Here is a 19,053-nt window from a genome sequence, read left to right as displayed (position 1 = left end):
ATGCCGGCAAACCATTGCGTCACCGATAGAAGCAACGTCGAGCACAAAAAAATCCGGCCACCGAGGAGGTGGCCGGATCAGGCATGCAGAAGATAAGAGCAATCACATCTTCGGAAGCAGAACCTTGTCGATGACATGAATGACGCCGTTCGACTGCTTGACGTCGGCGATCGTCACATGCGCAACACCACCCGCTTCGTCGGTCAGGGTAATCTTGCCCATGCTTTCCTTCGCCTTGAGGATGCAGCCGCCGACCGTCTTCACATCATGGGTGCCGTTGTCATCCTTGATCATCTTCTCGATGGCGCTGGACATGGCATCGGCCGCCACGACATGACAGGTCAGGATCTTGGTCAGCTGCGCCTTGTTTTCCGGCTTCAGCAGAGTTTCGACTGTACCCTTCGGCAATTTGGCAAAGGCCTCATTGGTCGGAGCAAAGACCGTGAACGGTCCCTTGCCCTGAAGGGTTTCTACGAGACCGGCAGCCTTGACGGCCGCGACCAGCGTGGTGTGATCCTTCGAGTTGACGGCATTCTCGATGATGTTCTTGTTTTCGTACATTGCTGCACCGCCGACCTTTGGATTTTCAGCAAAGGCACCCGAAGCAAGAGTCGAGATTGCCGTCGCAAGGGCGAGCGTACGGATTGCGGACTTGAACATTGAATATTCCTCTTCCCTAATCGCCTCGGCGCGGAAGCGCGCCTCTGAAGGCCTGTCGTTCCCGTCTCGGGGAACAGCACAAGTGACGAGAGCGACAGGAGGAAAGTTTCAAGCAAAAGGCAGTTTCATACGATCGCTTGCTACAGCGCTGATTCATTTCGGCTTTTTCTCAACCGAATTACACTCGCGATCGGCCAGCGCGCAGTGATCTGCAAACGGAGCAACCCTAACAAGGGACGAAAGCTCCCCGCAAACATTCGATTTACAACGCTCCCGTCGGCGCTAGCAGCTGGAGAAGCGAAGCCAAGAGCATGTTGCCACCCGCAATACTATGCTCCTGCTCCACGTATTCAGCCTCATTGTGACTGAGACCATCCCGGCAGGGTACGAAAATCATGGCCGATGGCGCGACGCGGTTCATAAAAAGCGCATCGTGGAATGCGCCGGAGAGCATTCTCTTTGTTGAAAAGTCCCGCTCTTGTGCGGCCTGATCCAATACGGCAAGTAATTCATCCGGAAAACTTGCCGGCGGCATGTCGAAAATCTGCGAAATAGTCGCCGAGCAGCCTGTGTCCGCCGCTGCCTGCTGGATAGCCATGCGGATTGTCTGCTCCATGACGCCGATTGTTGTCAGCGAAGGGTGTCTAAAATCGATCGTGAAGCGCACCGTTGCCGGGATCGCGTTCACCGCGCCGGGTTCAAGGGCCATTCGGCCAATCGTGAAACGCGCGGCCGGATCGGCTGGCATGATGTCGCGATAGAGTTCAGCAAGCGCGTTGGCCGTGGCTTGCATAGGGTCATGCCGATATTGCAGCGCCGTTGTTCCAGCGTGGGCGGTCTGCCCTTCGATAATCACCTCCAGCCAGCGCGTTCCCTGTATGCCGGTGACAATGCCGATCGGTAAGCCCTCTTTTTCCAATGAAGGGCCTTGCTCGATATGGACCTCGAGATAAGCGAAAACCGGCGTGCCCAGAGGCCGCATCACGGCAACCGGGAGACTTTCCAGCGTGGCGGAGAGTTCATCTGCGAAAAGCGCACCGTCAGTCGCGCGCATGGTCTCCCAGGCGCTTGGAATTGAACCGGCCGCAAAGGCCATGGAGCCCATGCAGCCCGGCGCGAAGCGGCAGCCCTCTTCATTCGTGAACGACACGACCTCCACCGGCCGCTCGGTTTCCACCCCGCAATCCTCGAGTGTTTCCAGAACCTCAAAAGCTGCGAGCGTGCCGAGCGCACCGTCAAAACGACCGCCTGTGGGCTGACTGTCGAGATGACTTCCGATAAGCAGCGGCGACAGATCCGGGTTGCGCCCCTCGCGGCGAATGAACAGATTGGCAATCGGGTCCTGAAAGACCTTGAAGCCGCGCTGCAGCGCCAGCTCCGTCAGCAATTGCCGCGCCTGCCGGTCGGGGCCGGTCAAGGCCTGGCGGTTGACGCCACCCTTTGCCGTCGCGCCTATTTGCGCAAACCGGTCGAGTCGATCGATAAGTCGCTGCCCGTTGATCGAAAGAGTTTGCGTCATCATCATTTCCCGTTTGCCCTCAACCCGAAAGCCCTGGCTGCGCCGCCTCAACAAACGATCGCACACGGGCAGGCTCGACAGGGTTCCACCAGACACCGCCCTGTTTTAGCGACGAAGCGACGATGACACCGCTGGTGCGCTTCAGGATTTCAACGATATTGGCTTCCCCAACACCAGAACCGACCAGAAGCGGAAGATGTGTGGCCTGCCCGATCTCTTCGATTTCCGCCATCGTTGCGCTGTTGCCGGTTCGCTGGCCAGTAGCGATCACCGCATCCGCATCAAAAAAGGCAAGGTCGCGGGTCAGCTCATCGATGCTACGATCACCCGTGATAGCATGCGCGCCGTGCTTGACGTGGCTGTCGGCGAAAACCTTTATGTGCTCGGCCCGGAGCAGGGATCGATAACGCATCGCTTCCGCCGCACGCCCTTCCATGAAACCCTCGTTGGCGACATAGGCATTGGCCCACTGGTTGACGCGGATGAATTTCGCTCCGCCCGCCATGGCAATGGCGAAAGCCGGGATCGGCGCATTGGCAAGCACGTTGATACCGAGCGGAACGCCAGTCGCCCGCGCGACCCGGTCAGTCACCACGCTCATGAAGGCAGCTGTCTCATGACCGATATCCTCCGGCTTGGAAAAGGGAATATCGCCATGGTTTTCAACGAGAAGACCATGCATACCGCCTTCGATCAAAGCCTCGGCATCGCGCATGCAGACGTCGTAGATGGCATCCATGGCCGCGCCACGATACCTCGGTGCTCCGGGAAACGGTGGGCAATGCACCATGCCGATCAAGGCCTTGTCACGACCAAAGATTTCCTGGATGGCGTTCGCCCTATTGTCGGATATGATCTGCATGCCTTGTCCTCTCGAAAGTTTTTCATGCGTGCCTTCGTCATCGGCAATATCGCGCTCGACGAAACCTATTCCGTTTCCGCCCTGCCGGAAGCCGGGGCTTCGATTTTCGGCCGGCAGGCCTTCCGCGATCTTGGCGGAAAAGGCTGCAATCAAGCCATTGTCATGGCCCGATGCGGGCTCGATACCACATTGACTGCTGCTGTAGGTACAGATGACAGGTCTGCGACCATCCGCGCCCGCCTTGCAACCGAACCTCTGACCGCCGACCTCATTGGCATGGATGGGCAGACCAGCGATCTCTCCATCATCTTCAATACGCCCGATGGTGAAAACAGCATCGTCACGACCACGGCCTGCGCAGAATCTCTGACCCCGGAAGACGTGGCCGGAACCCTTGGTACAGCCAGCCCCGGCGACCTTCTCGTCGTGCAAGGCAATCTGGGCGAAACAACCACCCGTCTCGCACTGTCGCAGGCAAAGGCAACGGGAATGATCACCGCATTCAATCCGTCACCTCTCCAACCATGGTTTGAAAGTCTCTGGCCGCTCACGGACATCGCTTTCCTCAACCGCGGCGAAGCGGCCGCCCTGACCGGGGATACCGGCTCGACAGCGATAAAATTGCTCATTTCAGCCGGTGTCCGCCAGGTCATCCTCACCCTTGGCGGCGAGGGTTCGATGCTCGGCACGACAAACCAATGCCTGACCGTGCCCGCCGAAAAAACTGGCGTTGTCGACACGACGGGTGCTGGCGATTGCTTCATGGCCGTCACGCTGGCCTCCGCCGCGTTGAGAAACGTCAGTGTGGATGAACGGGCGTTGAGGCATGGCGCAAAGGCATCTGCGTTGACCGTCAGTCGTCGGGGCACGCTTTCAGCCTTTCCCGATATCCTTGAGCTCGCGGATATTTTGTCCAACTGACGATCCTCTCCACCGATACATGCCGCCGCGCTCAGCGAGCTTCTGTCAGCCAGCCCAGAATGTTTTTCCACAAACGGCCGTAGCCCTGCCATTCGCAGAAGGCGGGAGAGAGCCAGTGCGGACCAATGTCGGATGTCCACGCCGCTGTCCGACCCTGGCCAAAAACGCCGGTGACCAGAAGCGGATGACCGCCCTGCTCCGCAGGCAGGCGGGCGACCACGTCCACATCCGCGCGCTCGCGCACCTCTACCTCATTGACACCGAGGAGAAGCGGCCATTCGCCGGAAAGACCTGCAACGGTGGGATGATCCGGCATCAGAATGTCGGCCGTCGATCCTTCTGGAATTTCAACGCGGTCATCCCATGGCAGGCAGGTCACGGGAAGCGTATCTTCCACGGGGGTGCGACGCCACCGGGCCTTGCCATCGATACCCTGGAACGAGAAATATCCGCCAACCATCAGCAGGCCGCCACCCTTTTCGACCCATGCCTTGAGAAGCTTCAGACGGTTTGGAACGGTTTTCGAGTGCAGCCAAACCGCAGGCGGCAAAAGCAGCGAGTTGGCACCGATGTCAGAGAGGATGATAGCGTCATACGCATCCAGCCCCGCCATATCGAAGGGAAGTTTCTCGACAGCATCATGAGCCGTCAGGTAGGTCAGCTCGTATTCACTACCTTCGAGCGCCTTTACCAGAGGTTCCGCGCCCAAGTGAAAGGTGACGCTGCCGAACTGGTCGAAGCCCTTGTAGTGAGTGGCGGAGCTGACCCAGCTTTCGCCCACGAGAAGTATTTTCTTTGTCATGTTTTGTTCCATTTCTATAGGTTCGTCACGTCTTCGCCTGGAAGACCGAGCGCGGGTTATCCCGCATGAGGATTTGCAAGGTGAGGTCATCCAGACCATGCCGCTTCAATCGCGGCAGGAAATGCTTGAGGATATAGGCGTAACCATTGCCGCCATACCGCGTCAGCATCATCTTCAGGAAAACATCGTGGGAAAGCAGGATGCGGTCCAGATATCCGCGCTCCACCAGCTGGACGATGGCTTTGGCCGCTTCGTCGTCACTCGGGCATTGGACCTGCTGATCGGCATAGAAGAAATCCATGCCGATCATGTCGTATTCGATGAAGGCACCGCGGCCGGCAAGTTCTCCCTGATAGCCAAGGTCATCATGCGACGGGTTCATGTGACACAGAACGGTGTGACTGACATCCGCGCCTTCCTGCTCGACTACATCGAGAACCCTGTGACCCAGCCTTAACCAGCCCGGAAGATGCACCATGAGGGGCAAACCTGTACGGGCCTGCGCCCTCGCCGCACCCCGCAGCGATTTTTGCTCCTCGGGGGTGAAGTCCGAGGACACACCGATCTCTCCGATCAGACCGATTTTCACGCCGGTTCCGTCGACGCCCTGAAGCGCCTCGTGAACGATTTCATTGGCGATGTCGTCGATGCTGAGCGCTGCCACTTTCTCAGGATGAGAGGAGGCCAGATAATAACCCGCCCCCATCACGATGTTGAGCCCGGTCGCCTCGGATATCCGCCTGAGGGCAAGCGGATTTCTGCCGATACCCTGGCAGGTCGGCTCCACCACCGTATGGCCGCCCTGAGCGGCGAATTCATGCAGTTCTTTAATCGCAAGCGGCTCATCATCCAGCGTGATGTTGTGCTTGTTGACGAAGGGATCCTGGCGAAGTTCGCCGAGGATTTCCTGGCAGACCAAGCCCTCCGCCAGATATTGCCGCTCCGGCGTTTTCGGTGCGTGCCACCAGCAGCGGCAATCGTTGAGAATATGCTCGTGCATCAACGTCACGCCGAGCTTTTCCACCGGGACGGGACCGGCAACCGTCATGAAATTACCGGAGCGAATATGGCCTTTCGAGAGTTCATCCACCATGGCCTCAACCCTTTTTTCTGGAACCCAAGCGGAAGTTGGTGGTGAAGATGCGTGTGTTGAGCCAGATGGCGGCAAGAATGATCGCGCCCGTGACAATCTGTGTGAAAAAGGGCGAAATATGCATCAGGATCAGCCCGTTGCCGATCACGGCAATGGTCATGGTGCCAAGAACGGAGCCGAGAATGGTTCCGCGTCCGCCCATCAACGACGTACCGCCAAGCACAACCGCTGCCACGACTTGCAGCTCAAAGCCGACAGCAGCATTGGAGGAACCCGAGCCGAGGCGTGACGCGATCAGCAGCCCAGCGATTGCGGATGCCACGCCTGCGACCATATAGACCGATGCAAGGATCCATTTTGCCGGCATACCCACACGACGGGCAGCCTCCAGATTGGAGCCTACCGCCACGACCCGGCGTCCGTAGCGGGTGGACGAAATGACCACATAGGCCACGACAGTGATGAGGATACCGATCAGCGCCGGCACCGGGAAACCGAACAGGTCTCCGCGACCGAGAAAAAAGAAGCCGGGCGCATCCGGAATAGGCACCGAATACCCTTGGGTGATATAGAGTGCGACCCCTCGAAGGATGGACAAGCCTGCGAGCGTAACGATGAAGGCCGGAATGCCCTGATAGGCAATGAACCAGCCCTGCAAGAGACCAAGCACGGCTCCGAGCATGAGCATGGCGACCAGCACCAGAGGCCAGGGATAGCCCGCCGCCATGAGGATGGCACCGACGGCGTTGATCAGCGCAACCATGGAGCCGACCGACAGGTCGATGCCGCCGGTGATGATGACAAGCGTCATGGCGACGGAAACGATGAGGATGGGAGCGGCCTGACGCACGACGTTCAGCAGGTTGCCTGCCGTCAGGAACGTATCCGTGCTTACGGCAAAGAACAGCATGCAGGCGATGAAAAAGGCCGTTATGGACAAGACCTGCGCGTTTTCGGCGATGAAATCGGCGACGGGTGAGCCCTTGGCGCGTTCAGTGTAGACGGTCAATGGCGACCTCCCACGATCAGTTTGACGAGGTCTTCGAGGCTGGTTTCGTTGATCTGCCGTTCGGCGACCTTCGTTCCCTCGTACATGACGGCGATGCGATCACACACGCGGAACAGATCCTGAAGACGATGAGTGATGAGGATGACGGACACGCCCTTGGCCTTGACCCGGTTGATCAACGCCAGAACGGCCTCCACCTCTGCCACGGCAAGCGCCGAAGTGGGTTCGTCCATGATCAGGACCTTGGGATTGAAGGACGCGGCACGGGCGATTGCGATTGCCTGCCGCTGTCCGCCGGAGAGTTTTTCCACCTTGGCCGTCAACCTTGGAATACGGATTTCCAGCGCGTCGAGCATCTTGCGGGCCTCGGCCAACATCGTCTGCCGGTCGAGGAACGGACCCTTGGTGATCTCGCGCCCAAGAAACAGGTTGCCGATCACGTCTATATGGTCACAGAGGCTCAAATCCTGAAAGACCATCTCGATATTGCGATTGCGCGCATCGGCGGGACCGGAGAAACGGACCTCTTCCCCTTCGAGCGTAATGGATCCTTCATCTGGAATGTAGGTTCCGGAAATAACCTTCGTCAGCGTCGATTTTCCAGCCGCGTTGTCACCGACAAGGCCCAGGCATTCACCGGGATAGATGTCGAGATCGACGCCGCGCAGCGCCTGATGTGAACCGAAGGTTTTTACGATACCGCGAAGCGAGACGCGCGGTTCTTGCGCCGCACCGGAGAGATGCTGGGGGAGAATATCTCCCCCAGCGCCGGTGACAGCGGTTGGGTGCTGTCCGCCGGCGATCATTTGAAGACCGCCCGGTAGGGCTCGACATTGGCCTTGGTAACGATGGTCACGGGCACGGCAATCGTCTTTTCGACACTGCCACCATCAGAAACAGTCTTCAGCGCCTTGACGGCCGCAGCACCCATGGCCGCCGGGTCCTGCTGGATGACACCCGCGACATAACCGGCGTCGATGCCAGCGATCGCCTGCTTGGTCAGATCCCAGCCGAAGACCTTGATGTCCTTCTGCTTGCTCTGGCTTTCGACGGCAGCGACGGCGCCGAGAAGGGCCGGTTCACCCGTTGCGTAGATTGCGGTCATATCCGGATTGCCAGTTATGAGGTTTTCCGCCGCGGAAAGAGCCGTATCCTGCACGTTCTGTCCGTCAACGACGCCAGCCGCCGTGATGCCGGGCTGATCCTTGAGCGTGTCCTCAAAGCCCTTCTGACGGATATTCTGGATGAAAGAGTTGAGGGCCCCGACGACGCCGATCTTGGCCTTGCCGCCCATGTCTGACTTCACATAGTCGACGAAGAACTTGCCCATGTCGGCACCAGCCTTGGCATTGTCGACGCCAATCTGTGCCTTCTGAGGCCCTTCGGGCAATATTGCGTCGATAGCGACCACTGGGATGTTCGCTTCGGCGGCCTGCTTTACCGCAGGCATGATGCCGTTGACATCGATGGCGACGACCGCAATCCCATCGACCTTCTGCTGGATATAGGTCTCGATGGCGCTGTTTTGCGCTGCCGGATCGTTATTGGCATTGAAGATGACGAGCTTGACGCCCGCTTCCTTTGCCGCCTTTTCCGCACCCTTGTTCATGTCGTTGAAAAAGATGGCCTGCTGGTTGATCTGCACGAGGGCTATCGTCTTTTCCGCGGCACCGGCAATGCCGGCGGAAAGCGTCGCCCCGGCCAGAACGGTGGCGGCAAGGGCTGCGGAGAAATATCTGCGTTTGATTATTGTCATTTGCGTTCTTCCTCTGTTGGTTTTGTCCGTCGCAATTATTGTTTCGACGGCGGCGCAACGGAGCTCCGCACGACGATTTCTACGGGAAGCAGCTCTTCCGGATGGGCCGGAGTTTCCTGTTCCCAATTGGTTTCGGCGAGCAACGACAGGGCGCGCTGGCCAATGGCCCTGACCGGCTGGCGAATGGCGGTAAGCGGCGGATCGAACAGATGCAGCGGGCCGACATCGTCGAAGCCGATCATCGATACGTCCTGCGGAATGCGCACACCCTGCGCCCGCAAGACTTCAATCATCCCGATGGCGATTTCGTCGGAGCTGGCGAAAATTGCCGTGGCGGGACGGCCTTCGGAAAGAAAACGCAAGGCCGCCTCGCGACCGAACTCCGCAGTATAGTCGCCGCAATAACGCATGATCGACGGCTCGGAGCCGCAATGTGTCCGCAACGCTGCCTCCAACCCAAGGAAACGCCGCTGCGTGCTGAGCATCTCTGCCGGGCCGCCGACATAAAGCACGCGTTCGTGGCCATATCCAGCAAGGTGTTCGCCGGCCAAGCGGCCGCCCTGTTCATTGTCACAGAACAGCTTCGGCACGGATGCCCCACTGACGTCTTCATCGACCACAACGACTTTGCCGGTGGCGCTGATAAGCTCGGCAAGCTCGTCCGTATCGGGGTGGTTGGTAACGAAGACCAGCCCGTCGACATGGTTGCGGGCAAGAAGCCGCAGATAGGACAGTTCGCGTCCCGGCCGGTTCAACGTTGCGAAAAGCGATACGGCAAGACCGCGTCTGTCTGCCTCCTCTTCCACTGCTGCAACCAGCATGCCGAAGAACGGGTTGCCGATATCGGGAACGACGAGACCGATCGTATCGGAGCGCCCACGGCTCAGACGCCGGGCATGCGGGTTAGGAACATAGTTGAGCTGGCGAATTGCGTCTTCGATGCGGGCCTTCGTGTCCGCAGGCAATTCCAGCGAGCCGTTGAGCAGCCGCGACACCGTGGCGACGGAAACACCCGCGGTGCGGGCAACATCCTTCAGACTGGTCGCACGATTTGGCGCCATCATTCTTCCCGTTCCTGTTCCCGTGGGCCTTTGGCCTCTTGATAGGCTTGTAAAGCGATTTACTAAACCGGTTTACAAGGAAATCTAAAACTTGCCCCCTGTCAAGATCATTTGGTGAGGCATTCGAATTTTGGCATATCGGAGACTTTTGCGGCCTTCCGACGGACAAAGGCCATCGCAGGAAGAGTGACGGCGCTCCTCGCCTTCACATAGAGGTGTCTTCGATCAGCACCTCTGATTATCAGGATTGTTTCATTGCTAAACGAGTGAAACGGGTCCACTGTGTTTGTTCCAGCAGCTGTAGTACGGGCGCTGCTGTTTAAGGGTTGAATACCCTGGCCCCGACAAAGGAGGACGCCATGTCTTCCATATTCCACCAACCGACAAAACAGAATCTCGCAACGCTAGCTGGCTACGTCTTGTCTGCGGCAAGTGTGGCGCTGATCGTTTACATCCTGATCGGCGCATAGTTGCGATAACCGGCTGTAACTGTGCAGGTTTTAACGCAACGGAAAGCGGTGTTGGACATGATCGAAAGAACCACAGAGACCGAAATCACATTCACGCATCCGTTCCGTCTGGAGGCCCTTTCGGAACCCTTGGGAGCGGGCACTTATCGCCTGGTCATAGACGAGGAATTGATAGAGGGCCTCAGCTTCACGGCGTATCGCCGCGTGGGAACCCATCTAGAGATTCCCGCGATCGCTGTCGCCATGAACCGCCGCCAGTTCCTTCAGGTGTCACCAACTGAAATCGATGATGCATTGGCTCGCGACGTCGCAACCGCAGACGTCGGCCCGCGCGCCATTCCATGATCCCGCAATGGTCGCGCATTTCCTAAAGTGCGTAACAGTTTTACGCCCGGAAAATGCGTAAAAACAAATAGCGAGAGCACGTCAGACAATTTTGTTTAAACAGGATGTGCTCTAGCCGAAGTCGGAAGTCGTCAGGACGTTCAAATTGCGCCGGTACTTGGCATACACCTTCTTGGCAGCCTCGTAGATCGGCGTGCGCATTGCGTCAAAAGACGAAAGGCATTGGGCTTCCGACATGCCTGTTGCATGCACGCCGCCCTTGGCGAGTGCAGCAGCTTCGACAAAAAACCGGATTTCGAACATGCCGTCATGGCCGAAAAACCGCACAGCTTTACGCACGTCGTCAAAACTGCGGGCCGAGTTGGGGAAAGCCAGTGTCATGCTTCACACCTGCTGCGTTCTTCCCTTCGCAAAACGTTGCGACGATTGAGTGAAAGCATGCCATCGGTTGCTTCCGATATGCTGAGTTCGGTCAGCCTGCGGCCACCCACCCGTACCGGCACACCGGTGAATACATGATATATGGTCCAGGTTTGGTCCCTCTCGATCCTTCTTCCATATTGGGAGTCGACCGTATCGGCAACGGAAGTCCCGCCTTCGTTCTCCCAAACTTCGATCCTGAGCGCCTGGCGTCTTTGGTCGTTATAACTATTCATGGTCTTGCCTTTTATCCGAGGCTTCAGCGCGGCTTTGATCCGCGTGGAGCCGGTTTTATTCTACATTGCAACTGCTGCGTTCCTGTCTCTCGGTCGAAAGTCCCTATCGATCGGAGTGGTGCTTGAGCCAGACATCCCTAAGAACCAGATGCGGTGTCGTGTCCGGGCGGTACCAAGAAAATCCAGGAGCGAAACGACCAGACGCCATGAAATGGCACTGGAGAAATGCAGATGGTTTGCGTTGTGCAACTGATGGCAGCGTAGTCCCCCGTCAACCTGCATGCTCGTGACGCAACAGGTGACATCTCGGTGATTACCGCAAAGAAATACGGCACCGTCAGCGCAAACATTCACTAAAGGACAACGAAGAAGAGGCGGTGCCTCTCTGACACCGGGGAGCCGTGCTGCCAGCACAACGAAGCCTATACTGCGCCTGGATTGCGCGGAAAACAAGGCGGACGCTAAAACCTGCCGGGCAGACAAAGCAAACACGTCTATTCAAAGCACGCATTTCTACGCCATGATAGAGGTAGCCGAGCCCTGTTTTCCTGTCCTTCCCCGGATCAACATCAGCAGGCAGGCATCGCAGCCGGCAAATCGGGCCCGAAAAACCCAGGCCACTTCAGGCTGACAGGATCATGCGCTTTTTTTCCTGTCCGGAAAGAAACTCACGGACATCCTGTTCTCGTAGCGGTGCCGCATAGATATAACCCTGCACCAACGTAGCACCGAGACCTTCAAGCGCCGCGAGTTCCTCCCGTGTTTCGACCCCTTCCACCACGCATTCCAACCCCATGTCGCGGCTGAGCGTGAGCAGCGATTTCACGATTTTGTAGCTGGCTGGCTTTTCGTGCAGATCCGTAACGAAGCTGCGGTCAATCTTGATCTTGGTGAGGGGAAGAGCGTGCAGCCGTGTCAGGCTGGAATAACCGGTGCCGAAATCGTCAAGCGAAATGCCGCAACCGAGCCGCCGCAGCATTTCGACCGACTGCCTGACCTGTTCGAAATCATGCGCAAAGGCCGTTTCGGTAATCTCTAGGTCAATACGTGTTGCGTCGAAGCCGCTGTTTTCGATGATGCCGATCAATGACAGCACGCCTTCGCAGGAATTGAGGTCATGGGCGGAGAGGTTGAAGGACAGTCTAAGGGATGGCTCCCATGCCGATGCGGAAACGAGAGCGGCTCGAAGAAGAGGCCGTGTCAGCGAGCTGACGATACCGGCCCGCTCGGCAATGGCGAAGAACTGGGCAGGCGGGACATGCCCAAGGACCGGGCTGTGCCAGCGCGCCAGTGCTTCAAAGCCCGCAGCTCTTCCATCGCGTATGTCGACGATCGGTTGGAACACGACTGAAAGCTCGTTTTCTATCTCTTTCTGCTTGAGCAGATGTTCGATACGGGCTTCGATATTGATCTGCTTTTCATGCTCCGCATCGAAGAGGACGGCATCGCCGCGCCGGGTTTTCTTGGCGTGATACAACGCATAGTCCGCGCGGTCGAAAAGTTGCTCAAGCGTCAAAGCGAGGCACGGAAATACGGCTATCCCCATGGAAGCAGCGACATGCACCGTTCCCTCGGGCAGATGATAGGGCGCCCTCAACCGTTCCGAGATCAAGTTCGCATTTACGACGAGTTGCGCATCATCGGGTATGATTGGTGCAACGATCGCAAACTCATCTCCCCCAAGGCGGAATGCCTTGCTGGTCGTCAGAGTTTCGGTGAGACGTTTGCTAACGTTGACGAGCAGCCTGTCGCCCACGGAATGGCCGTAAAGGTCGTTGACGGGCTTGAACCCATCAAGATCGATAACGCCAAGCGCCAGTCGCGTTCCCGCCACCCTTGCTTTTTCGATTTCGGCTTCGAGATGGGCGAAAAAGGCGCGGCGGTTGGGCAGTTCCGTCAGGCTGTCGATATTGGCAAGCAGCAGGTTCTCATTGTTCAGCGCTTCCGTGCGCTGCTGCGAAACAATCATGCGCTCGAAATTGCGGTAGTTGGTCAACAGGATGGACATCATGCCAGCGCAGACCAGAAGGACATTGATGGCAATGGCGATGAATGTCGGTTGCCTTGAGGCCAAAAAGAAGATGATGAAGGCGCCGTTGACGATGGCCGTGACCATGAAGGCGGCCGAACGCACATACATCAGACAGAAGATGCAGGAGATAACGGTAATCGCCATGTAGAAGGCGACATGAGACTGCGTATAGGCGTCCCCATAGGGCACCAGCAAAAAAGACCAGAGCGTGAATATAATGGCGATACCGGCTGCCAGGCGATTTGTGCGCTGAAGCGCTGCATGGGCCACCTTCGGCGGGGGATCGATACCGCGGGTTCTCCACCAGAATGCAACCCTGACGGTGCAGCCGAGTGTGAAAAAAGCGGGAATTCCAATGGTGAGCCAAAACGGCGCCAGTTGCAGATGTGTAGTAGCCAGCGCCCATGTACTTGAAATCAGTATGAAATACATCATCGGCATCTGCCGCGTGAAAGCGCGATATTGCGCTTTCAGCAGGTCCGGATTGTCGGACCGGACAGACATAAAATACAGCAATTTCTGTTTGGCGCCAAGTATGTTCATTTGCACGACTCATCGAGTACAGAGTCGGTTATTTATCAAGTCCGTGTTACATCATCGGAAATACACAAGGTAAATCAAGAGGAAATGAAATCAACTCCAAGGTGTGCAGTCATGTTTTTACATAATCTGCGGCAAATAAGCTCTATTGCTGAATAGAAATCAGCTGAGTACGACGATCGTTGCCGGCGTTTCTTGTTGCGGCCATCGCTGCAGCGCCTCCTGTCCGGCAGGGGTCAAGCCATAGACGCCTCTATCCAGACGTTCAAACCAGCCATAGACGTTTGCAAGCAAAATCTTCCCGGCATCCGGTATGCCGGATCTGACCTGACGCACGCGCAGCGGCCCTGATGCCAACGCCAAAGCGCAGCCGAGTGCCTGTTGGCGGTACGCGGTCATGATTGGTGCGCGAGTGCTTCCACCCACCGCCGGATCTCCGCGTCGCCTCTTGTGTTCACGTATCAATCGCGAACGCCGTTTCGGATTGGTTCGCGGCATCGGTGATATGGAACTGACGATAACGCTGACGTCGCCAACATCGGAAATGCCGAGCATGCCGATCCCGAGCCTGCGGCAGAGGTCGCGGTAACGTTTGTCAGCCTCGCGGCCCTTGCCCTTGGCTGAGACCCGTGCCGCAATCCAGACCTCGTCTGCCATAGCCGCGCGATCAACCGCCTGCAAAATAAGCTCCAGATTGAAGCTCAGTTTCAGCTCGCAGATGACGACAACAGGCGGATCGTTATCGCTCAAGCCCACGAGGTCGCAACTGCCAACCTCGCCTTTGACAGTGTAGCCCGCTTCCTCGAGGAAACTTTTGACGGGCAGATAAAGCGAAGTTTCCATGTACCCGCAGATTAAATTGACGAACCAGGCCCTAGATATATCGATCCGCCTGCGCAGAACAACCGCTATAACCACCAATGCGGTTGCAAGTTGTCGGTGATGCGGGCAATCGCCAATAGTACCGGAATGATCAACTGGCACTTCTCCCCAGAGCGGACGCTTTTTAGGGGAGATAGGATCAAAAATCGTCACGGATTCGATGTGCGATCGGCAAGACACCGGCGATCAGAGTCCAATCGCCGGTGCAAGTTTTTTAAAACAATGCTTTCAGTCTCTCATCAGACGTCAGGCGTGAAAGACGCGCATTTATCAAAACTCTTCCCAGTTATCCGGCGATGTGTTCAGCGCAGCATTGCCGGAGAACGCAGCTTTAATCTTTCCGCCGAGTGCACGCGCAGGAGAAACTGCAGGCCTGTCGGCGGACGAGGCTGCGCGAACCGGTGCGGAGATGTCGCTGTAACCACCTTCTGACAACTTGAACCGAGCGAGCAATTGGTTGAGCGACGAAGCCTCGCGTGCAAGCCCGTGGCTTGCCGCCGTGCTTTCTTCCACCATGGCAGCGTTCTTCTGGGTGTCCTGGTCCATCTGGTTCACAGCCGTATTGATCTGCTGGAGACCAGAGGATTGCTCCTGTGCCGATTCCGCGATCGCCATCACGTGACGGTTGATTTCCTGTACTTCCGTGACGATCAGTTCGAGTGCCTTGCCCGTTTCGCCAACCAGTTGCACACCCTGCTGAACCTGACTGTTCGATGTCGTAATGAGATTCTTGATCTCCTTGGCGGCACCGGCGGAACGCTGTGCCAGTTCGCGAACCTCTTGGGCAACAACCGCAAATCCCTTGCCCGCCTCACCGGCACGGGCAGCTTCCACGCCTGCATTCAGCGCCAGAAGGTTGGTCTGGAAAGCAATCTCGTCGATCACGCCGATAATGTTGGAAATCTCATCAGCGGATGAAGCAATTTGCTCCATTGCCGTGACAGCTTTCTGCACCACTTCTCCCGACTGTTCCGCGCCCACTTTTGCGCGACTGACAAAGTGGCCCGCTTCTTGCGCCCGTTTGGTCGAGTCTTTCACCGTCGTGGTGATCTCTTCCAGTGCAGCAGCTGTCTCCTCGACGGCCGCTGCCTGCTGTTCCGTACGCTTGGCCAGATCGTCGGCTGCGGCCCTGATCTCGTTCGCGCCGGAGTCGATGCCGCGCGCGTTCTGCGCCACCTGGTTCAGAGTCGATTGCAGCTGTTCCGCTGCCCTGTTGAAGTCGCCGCGAATACCGTCAAGGCTGGACACGAACGGCTGAGCGATCCGGTAAGTAACGTCGCCCTGAGCGATCTTCGAAAGGGCAGCAGCAAGGTTGTCGACGGCGAATTGCACGTCGGCAGCTTCTTTCGCCTTCTGTTTCTCGCGCTCTATCCGGTCCTGCTCTGAAGACGACCGATGGTTTTCCGTTTCATTCTCAAGCCGGAGGCGCTCGATGGCGTTCTCGCGAAATGCCTGAACAGCAGCGGCCATCTGGCCGACTTCATCCTTGCGGTCCATACCTTCGATTTCGCTGGCTGTATCGCCTGCCGCCAACGACCCCATCCGCTCACGAAGCCGCGCAATCGGGGTGGTAATGCCACGCGAGGAAATAAGCAGGCCGAGCGCGATCAGTGCCAGGGAAACGAGTGCTATGCTGACCAGAGCGGTCCAGATTGTCGTGTTGGTGCTGGCCGTGAGGCGCTCTCTCCCATCGTTCATCACCTGGATCAGTTGCTCGTTCCCCGCACTGATTTTCGGTGAGACTTCGGTTATTTTTCGAAGGACGTTAAGCGCCATCTGCTGAGCTTCAGCATTTTTTCCCGCCTCCATGAGAGCGATGACCTGATTGCCGATTTCCTCAACCTCGGCAACGCCCTTGAGGATATCACGAGCGGCATCCGTCCGGGCCGGCACCAGCTGCATGATTTTATTCTGCCGTTCTTCCAGTTGCTTCCGGTCGGCCTTGAATGTTTTGACAGCGGCCTCGAAATCACTGCTGGTCGAGTCATTGAGGCTGGCGCGAAGCATCTGCATGCCGAGTGCATTGAGATTGCCGCTGGTTCGGGCGTTCAGCACCGCAGCAAGCGCCTCATTGGCGATGAAATCGCTGTAAACATTGTCGGTATTTTTATACTGCAAGCTGACGTAGCTGATTCCGGAAAGCGACATCAAACTCATCACTGATATGACGAATAAGACCTTTGTTTTTATTTTGGTATTCTTCAGGAAAGACATGAATAGCCTCAGGGCAAGCGCTCCTCCAGCTGTCCGCGCAGGAAGCCAGGGAAACAAACAATGGAACATCGCGGGTAGCTGTGCCCCTCCTCATAGGGCGACAAGCGGATATCCGCTCCGGGCCGCCAAAGGCTGGGCGCGTTGGATCCACTCGTTCTACCAGCCCCGCCGATGAAACTTTGGAACCTGCGTATTTTAGATTTCACAAAATTACTAAATGAAGTGTTACCCGGCATATGCAAACGATGACATGTATGATGCCGTAAACTTACTCGGGCTTTGCTTTTCGACGGGCTGCGCGCTTTCGCGAGCCGGACTCGAAAGAGAAGATTATCCTCGCCGTTTCAGCACTGCTTGATGCTGGCGGCATCGGTATTTTCACGAGGATATCGATAGGGCCGGCGGCTTCCCGCATCGATTTAACCGTCCCGGAGGTCGCGTCACGCGAGGCAATGTCCAGCGTGCGGGCCATGGCTTTGCCCTTATTCTGTTCGATCAGCAGTCACGGTGTATGCATAAACTCACAATTTATTGTGGTTGCCCTTCGGAGCAATTTGGCCTTATTTGTAGACTCACACTCTTCACGGGAGGGAAATTATGTCGATAAAAACAACAACTCGCGCCACGCTGCTGGTAGGATCGCTTCTGATTGGCGCAAGTTCCGCACTTGCAGAAACAGTTCTTCACCGCGGCAATTCCGGGGAGCCTCAGACGCTAGATCAGGCACAGACCTCGATCAATATCGAAGCCTTTATCCTCAAAGACCTTTATGAAGGTCTCACCATTTACGATGCTGCCGGCAAGATCGTTCCCGGTACGGCGGAAAGCTGGACGCTGTCTGAGGATGGTACCGTCTACACGTTCAAACTGCGTGCAGATGCGAAGTGGTCGGATGGCACTCCGGTAACGGCTGGAGATTTTGTTTTCTCCTATCAGCGCGTCGAAGACCCGAAGACCGCAGCAAAATATGCGAATATTCTCTATCCGATCAAGAACGCCGAGAAGATAAACAAGGGCGAAACTTCGGTTGACCAGCTTGGCGTCAAGGCCGTGGATGACAAGACCCTTGAGATCACACTCGAGCGCTCAACACCGTTCTTCCTTGAACTCCTTGCCCACCAGACAGCTCTGCCGATCTCGAAGGCAAGCTTTGACAAGAACGGAACCAACTTCGTAAAGCCGGGCGTCATGGTCTCGAACGGTGCTTACAAGCTTGAAGCGCATGTTCCCAATGACAGCTTGACGGTGGTCAAGAACACCAACTTCTGGGACGCATCGAACACCAAGATCGATAAGGTCATCTTCTACCCGATCGACGACCAGGCCGCATCCGTTCGTCGTTTCGAAGCCAAGGAAATGGACCTCGCCTACAACTTTTCCGCGGACCAGATCGACCGTCTGCGCAAGGCCTATGGCGAACAGGTTCACGTTTCGCCGACGCTTGCGACCTATTACTATACCTTCGACACGCGTGAAGCGCCGTATAACGATGTCCGCGTCCGTCAAGCCCTGTCCATGGCAGTCGACCGCGATTTCCTCGCCAAGGAAATCTACAGCGGTTCGCAGGTTCCCGCCTACTCCATGGTTCCTCCGGGCATGGACTCCTACGGTGAGCCTGCGAAAGCAGAGTTTGCGACGCTGTCGCAACTCGATCGTGAAGACGAAGCCGTCAAACTCATGAAGGAAGCCGGTTACGGCGAGGGCGGCAAGCCGCTTTCCGTCGAAATTCGCTACAACACAAGCCAGAACCATGAGCGCGTTGCCACCGCTATTGCGGATATGTGGAAAAATACCTTTGGCGCCAAAGTGTCACTGGTGAACCTCGACGTCGCCTCGCATTACGGCTACCTGCAGGAAGGCGGCAAGTACAACGTAGCGCGTGCAGGCTGGGTTGCCGACTATGCGGATGCGGAAAACTTCCTCGCCCTTTCGGTATCCTCCAACAAGACCTTCAACTACTCGAAGTTCAATAATGCCGAATATGATGCGCTGATGCAGAAGTCCTATGACGAAAAGGATCCTGCTGCTCGCTCCAAACTGTTGCACGAGGCAGAAACCATCCTCATGAAGGAACAGCCGGTTGCTCCGCTTCTCACACAGGCGGACCTTTGGCTGGTTTCCAACCGCGTGAAGGGTTGGGAAGACAATGCTGCTAATAACGAACACCTCAGCCGCTTCCTGAGCGTTTCCGAATAAGCAGTGCTGGCACGGTGGCCGAAACCACCGTGCCA

The 19,053-nt window shown here is 56.9% G+C and carries 17 protein-coding genes; 3 read left to right on the top strand and 14 right to left on the bottom strand.

The annotated features are described in order from the left end of the window. Positions 1–102: 102 nt before the first annotated feature. From T18_RS20720 to T18_RS20710, 3 genes are all read right to left on the bottom strand, one after another. Positions 103–660 carry a fasciclin domain-containing protein gene (locus tag T18_RS20720; RefSeq protein ID WP_003518253.1) on the bottom strand — a complete coding sequence of 186 codons (558 nt, stop codon included), beginning with the start codon at positions 658–660 and terminating at the stop codon, positions 103–105. A gap of 262 nt (positions 661–922) precedes the next feature. Continuing rightward, positions 923–2,179 carry a Zn-dependent hydrolase gene (locus T18_RS20715; protein ID WP_038495868.1) on the bottom strand — a complete coding sequence of 419 codons (1,257 nt, stop codon included), beginning with the start codon at positions 2,177–2,179 and terminating at the stop codon, positions 923–925. A gap of 19 nt (positions 2,180–2,198) precedes the next feature. Beyond that, on the bottom strand, positions 2,199–3,041 hold the full coding sequence (locus T18_RS20710; protein WP_038494808.1) for a BtpA/SgcQ family protein: 843 nt from the start codon (positions 3,039–3,041) through the stop codon (positions 2,199–2,201). Positions 3,042–3,065: 24 nt separating this feature from the next. On the opposite strand from T18_RS20710, the gene T18_RS20705 reads away from it, so the two are divergent. Next, entirely contained in the window at positions 3,066–3,962 is an 897-nt protein-coding gene (locus tag T18_RS20705; RefSeq protein WP_019566855.1) for a ribokinase, read from the top strand. A 31-nt stretch (positions 3,963–3,993) separates the two neighbouring features. Here the strand turns inward: T18_RS20705 and T18_RS20700 are convergent, their stop codons facing one another. The 6 genes from T18_RS20700 to T18_RS20675 are packed head-to-tail and all read right to left on the bottom strand — an operon-like array spanning position 3,994 to position 9,683. Continuing rightward, on the bottom strand, positions 3,994–4,764 hold the full coding sequence (locus T18_RS20700; protein ID WP_003518260.1) for a glutamine amidotransferase: 771 nt from the start codon (positions 4,762–4,764) through the stop codon (positions 3,994–3,996). Between the two features lie 25 nt (positions 4,765–4,789). Then, positions 4,790–5,857, bottom strand: a complete 1,068-nt coding sequence (locus T18_RS20695; RefSeq protein ID WP_013762214.1) for a phosphotriesterase — start codon at positions 5,855–5,857, stop codon at positions 4,790–4,792. A gap of 4 nt (positions 5,858–5,861) precedes the next feature. Beyond that, positions 5,862–6,866 (bottom strand): ABC transporter permease, encoded by a 1,005-nt coding sequence (locus T18_RS20690; RefSeq protein WP_038494805.1) that lies wholly within the window; start codon positions 6,864–6,866, stop codon positions 5,862–5,864. Further along, the gene (locus T18_RS20685; RefSeq protein ID WP_013762213.1) at positions 6,863–7,672 is read right to left on the bottom strand and encodes an ATP-binding cassette domain-containing protein; all 810 of its coding nucleotides are present in this window, start codon (positions 7,670–7,672) and stop codon (positions 6,863–6,865) included. Before T18_RS20685 ends, T18_RS20690 begins: the two co-directional genes overlap by 4 nt. Further along, the gene (locus T18_RS20680) at positions 7,669–8,622 is read right to left on the bottom strand and encodes a substrate-binding domain-containing protein (protein WP_019566852.1); all 954 of its coding nucleotides are present in this window, start codon (positions 8,620–8,622) and stop codon (positions 7,669–7,671) included. Before T18_RS20680 ends, T18_RS20685 begins: the two co-directional genes overlap by 4 nt. A 35-nt stretch (positions 8,623–8,657) precedes the next feature. Next, complete coding sequence (locus T18_RS20675) at positions 8,658–9,683, bottom strand: LacI family DNA-binding transcriptional regulator (RefSeq protein WP_013762211.1); 1,026 nt, start codon at positions 9,681–9,683, stop codon at positions 8,658–8,660. Between the two features lie 527 nt (positions 9,684–10,210). Between T18_RS20675 and T18_RS20670 the strand changes: the two genes are divergently transcribed. After that, a complete protein-coding gene (locus T18_RS20670; protein WP_019566850.1) occupies positions 10,211–10,498 on the top strand; it encodes a hypothetical protein in 288 nt (95 codons plus the stop codon). Positions 10,499–10,609: 111 nt separating this feature from the next. On the opposite strand, the gene T18_RS20665 is transcribed toward T18_RS20670, so the two are convergent. The 5 genes from T18_RS20665 to T18_RS20645 all read right to left on the bottom strand — a co-directional run bounded on the left by T18_RS20665 (position 10,610) and on the right by T18_RS20645 (position 16,822). After that, positions 10,610–10,879 carry a DUF1488 domain-containing protein gene (locus tag T18_RS20665; RefSeq protein WP_013762208.1) on the bottom strand — a complete coding sequence of 90 codons (270 nt, stop codon included), beginning with the start codon at positions 10,877–10,879 and terminating at the stop codon, positions 10,610–10,612. Continuing rightward, entirely contained in the window at positions 10,876–11,169 is a 294-nt protein-coding gene (locus tag T18_RS27800) for a hypothetical protein (RefSeq protein WP_025595135.1), read from the bottom strand. The genes T18_RS20665 and T18_RS27800 overlap by 4 nt, the downstream gene beginning before the upstream one ends. Positions 11,170–11,776: 607 nt before the next feature. Next, positions 11,777–13,729 (bottom strand): putative bifunctional diguanylate cyclase/phosphodiesterase, encoded by a 1,953-nt coding sequence (locus tag T18_RS20655; RefSeq protein ID WP_019566848.1) that lies wholly within the window; start codon positions 13,727–13,729, stop codon positions 11,777–11,779. Between the two features lie 159 nt (positions 13,730–13,888). Continuing rightward, a complete protein-coding gene (locus T18_RS20650; protein WP_038494801.1) occupies positions 13,889–14,569 on the bottom strand; it encodes a DUF2161 domain-containing phosphodiesterase in 681 nt (226 codons plus the stop codon). Between the two features lie 309 nt (positions 14,570–14,878). Further along, positions 14,879–16,822 carry a methyl-accepting chemotaxis protein gene (locus T18_RS20645; protein WP_038494799.1) on the bottom strand — a complete coding sequence of 648 codons (1,944 nt, stop codon included), beginning with the start codon at positions 16,820–16,822 and terminating at the stop codon, positions 14,879–14,881. Between the two features lie 597 nt (positions 16,823–17,419). On the opposite strand from T18_RS20645, the gene T18_RS20635 reads away from it, so the two are divergent. Further along, on the top strand, positions 17,420–19,018 hold the full coding sequence (locus T18_RS20635) for a peptide ABC transporter substrate-binding protein (RefSeq protein ID WP_038494796.1): 1,599 nt from the start codon (positions 17,420–17,422) through the stop codon (positions 19,016–19,018). The last annotated feature ends 35 nt before the right edge of the window (positions 19,019–19,053 follow it).

It is taken from the genome of Rhizobium sp. TBD182, assembly GCF_001950375.1.
GTDB classification, from domain to species: Bacteria; Pseudomonadota; Alphaproteobacteria; order Rhizobiales; family Rhizobiaceae; genus Agrobacterium; species Agrobacterium tumefaciens.
This window is presented reverse-complemented; position numbering and strand designations above follow the sequence as displayed.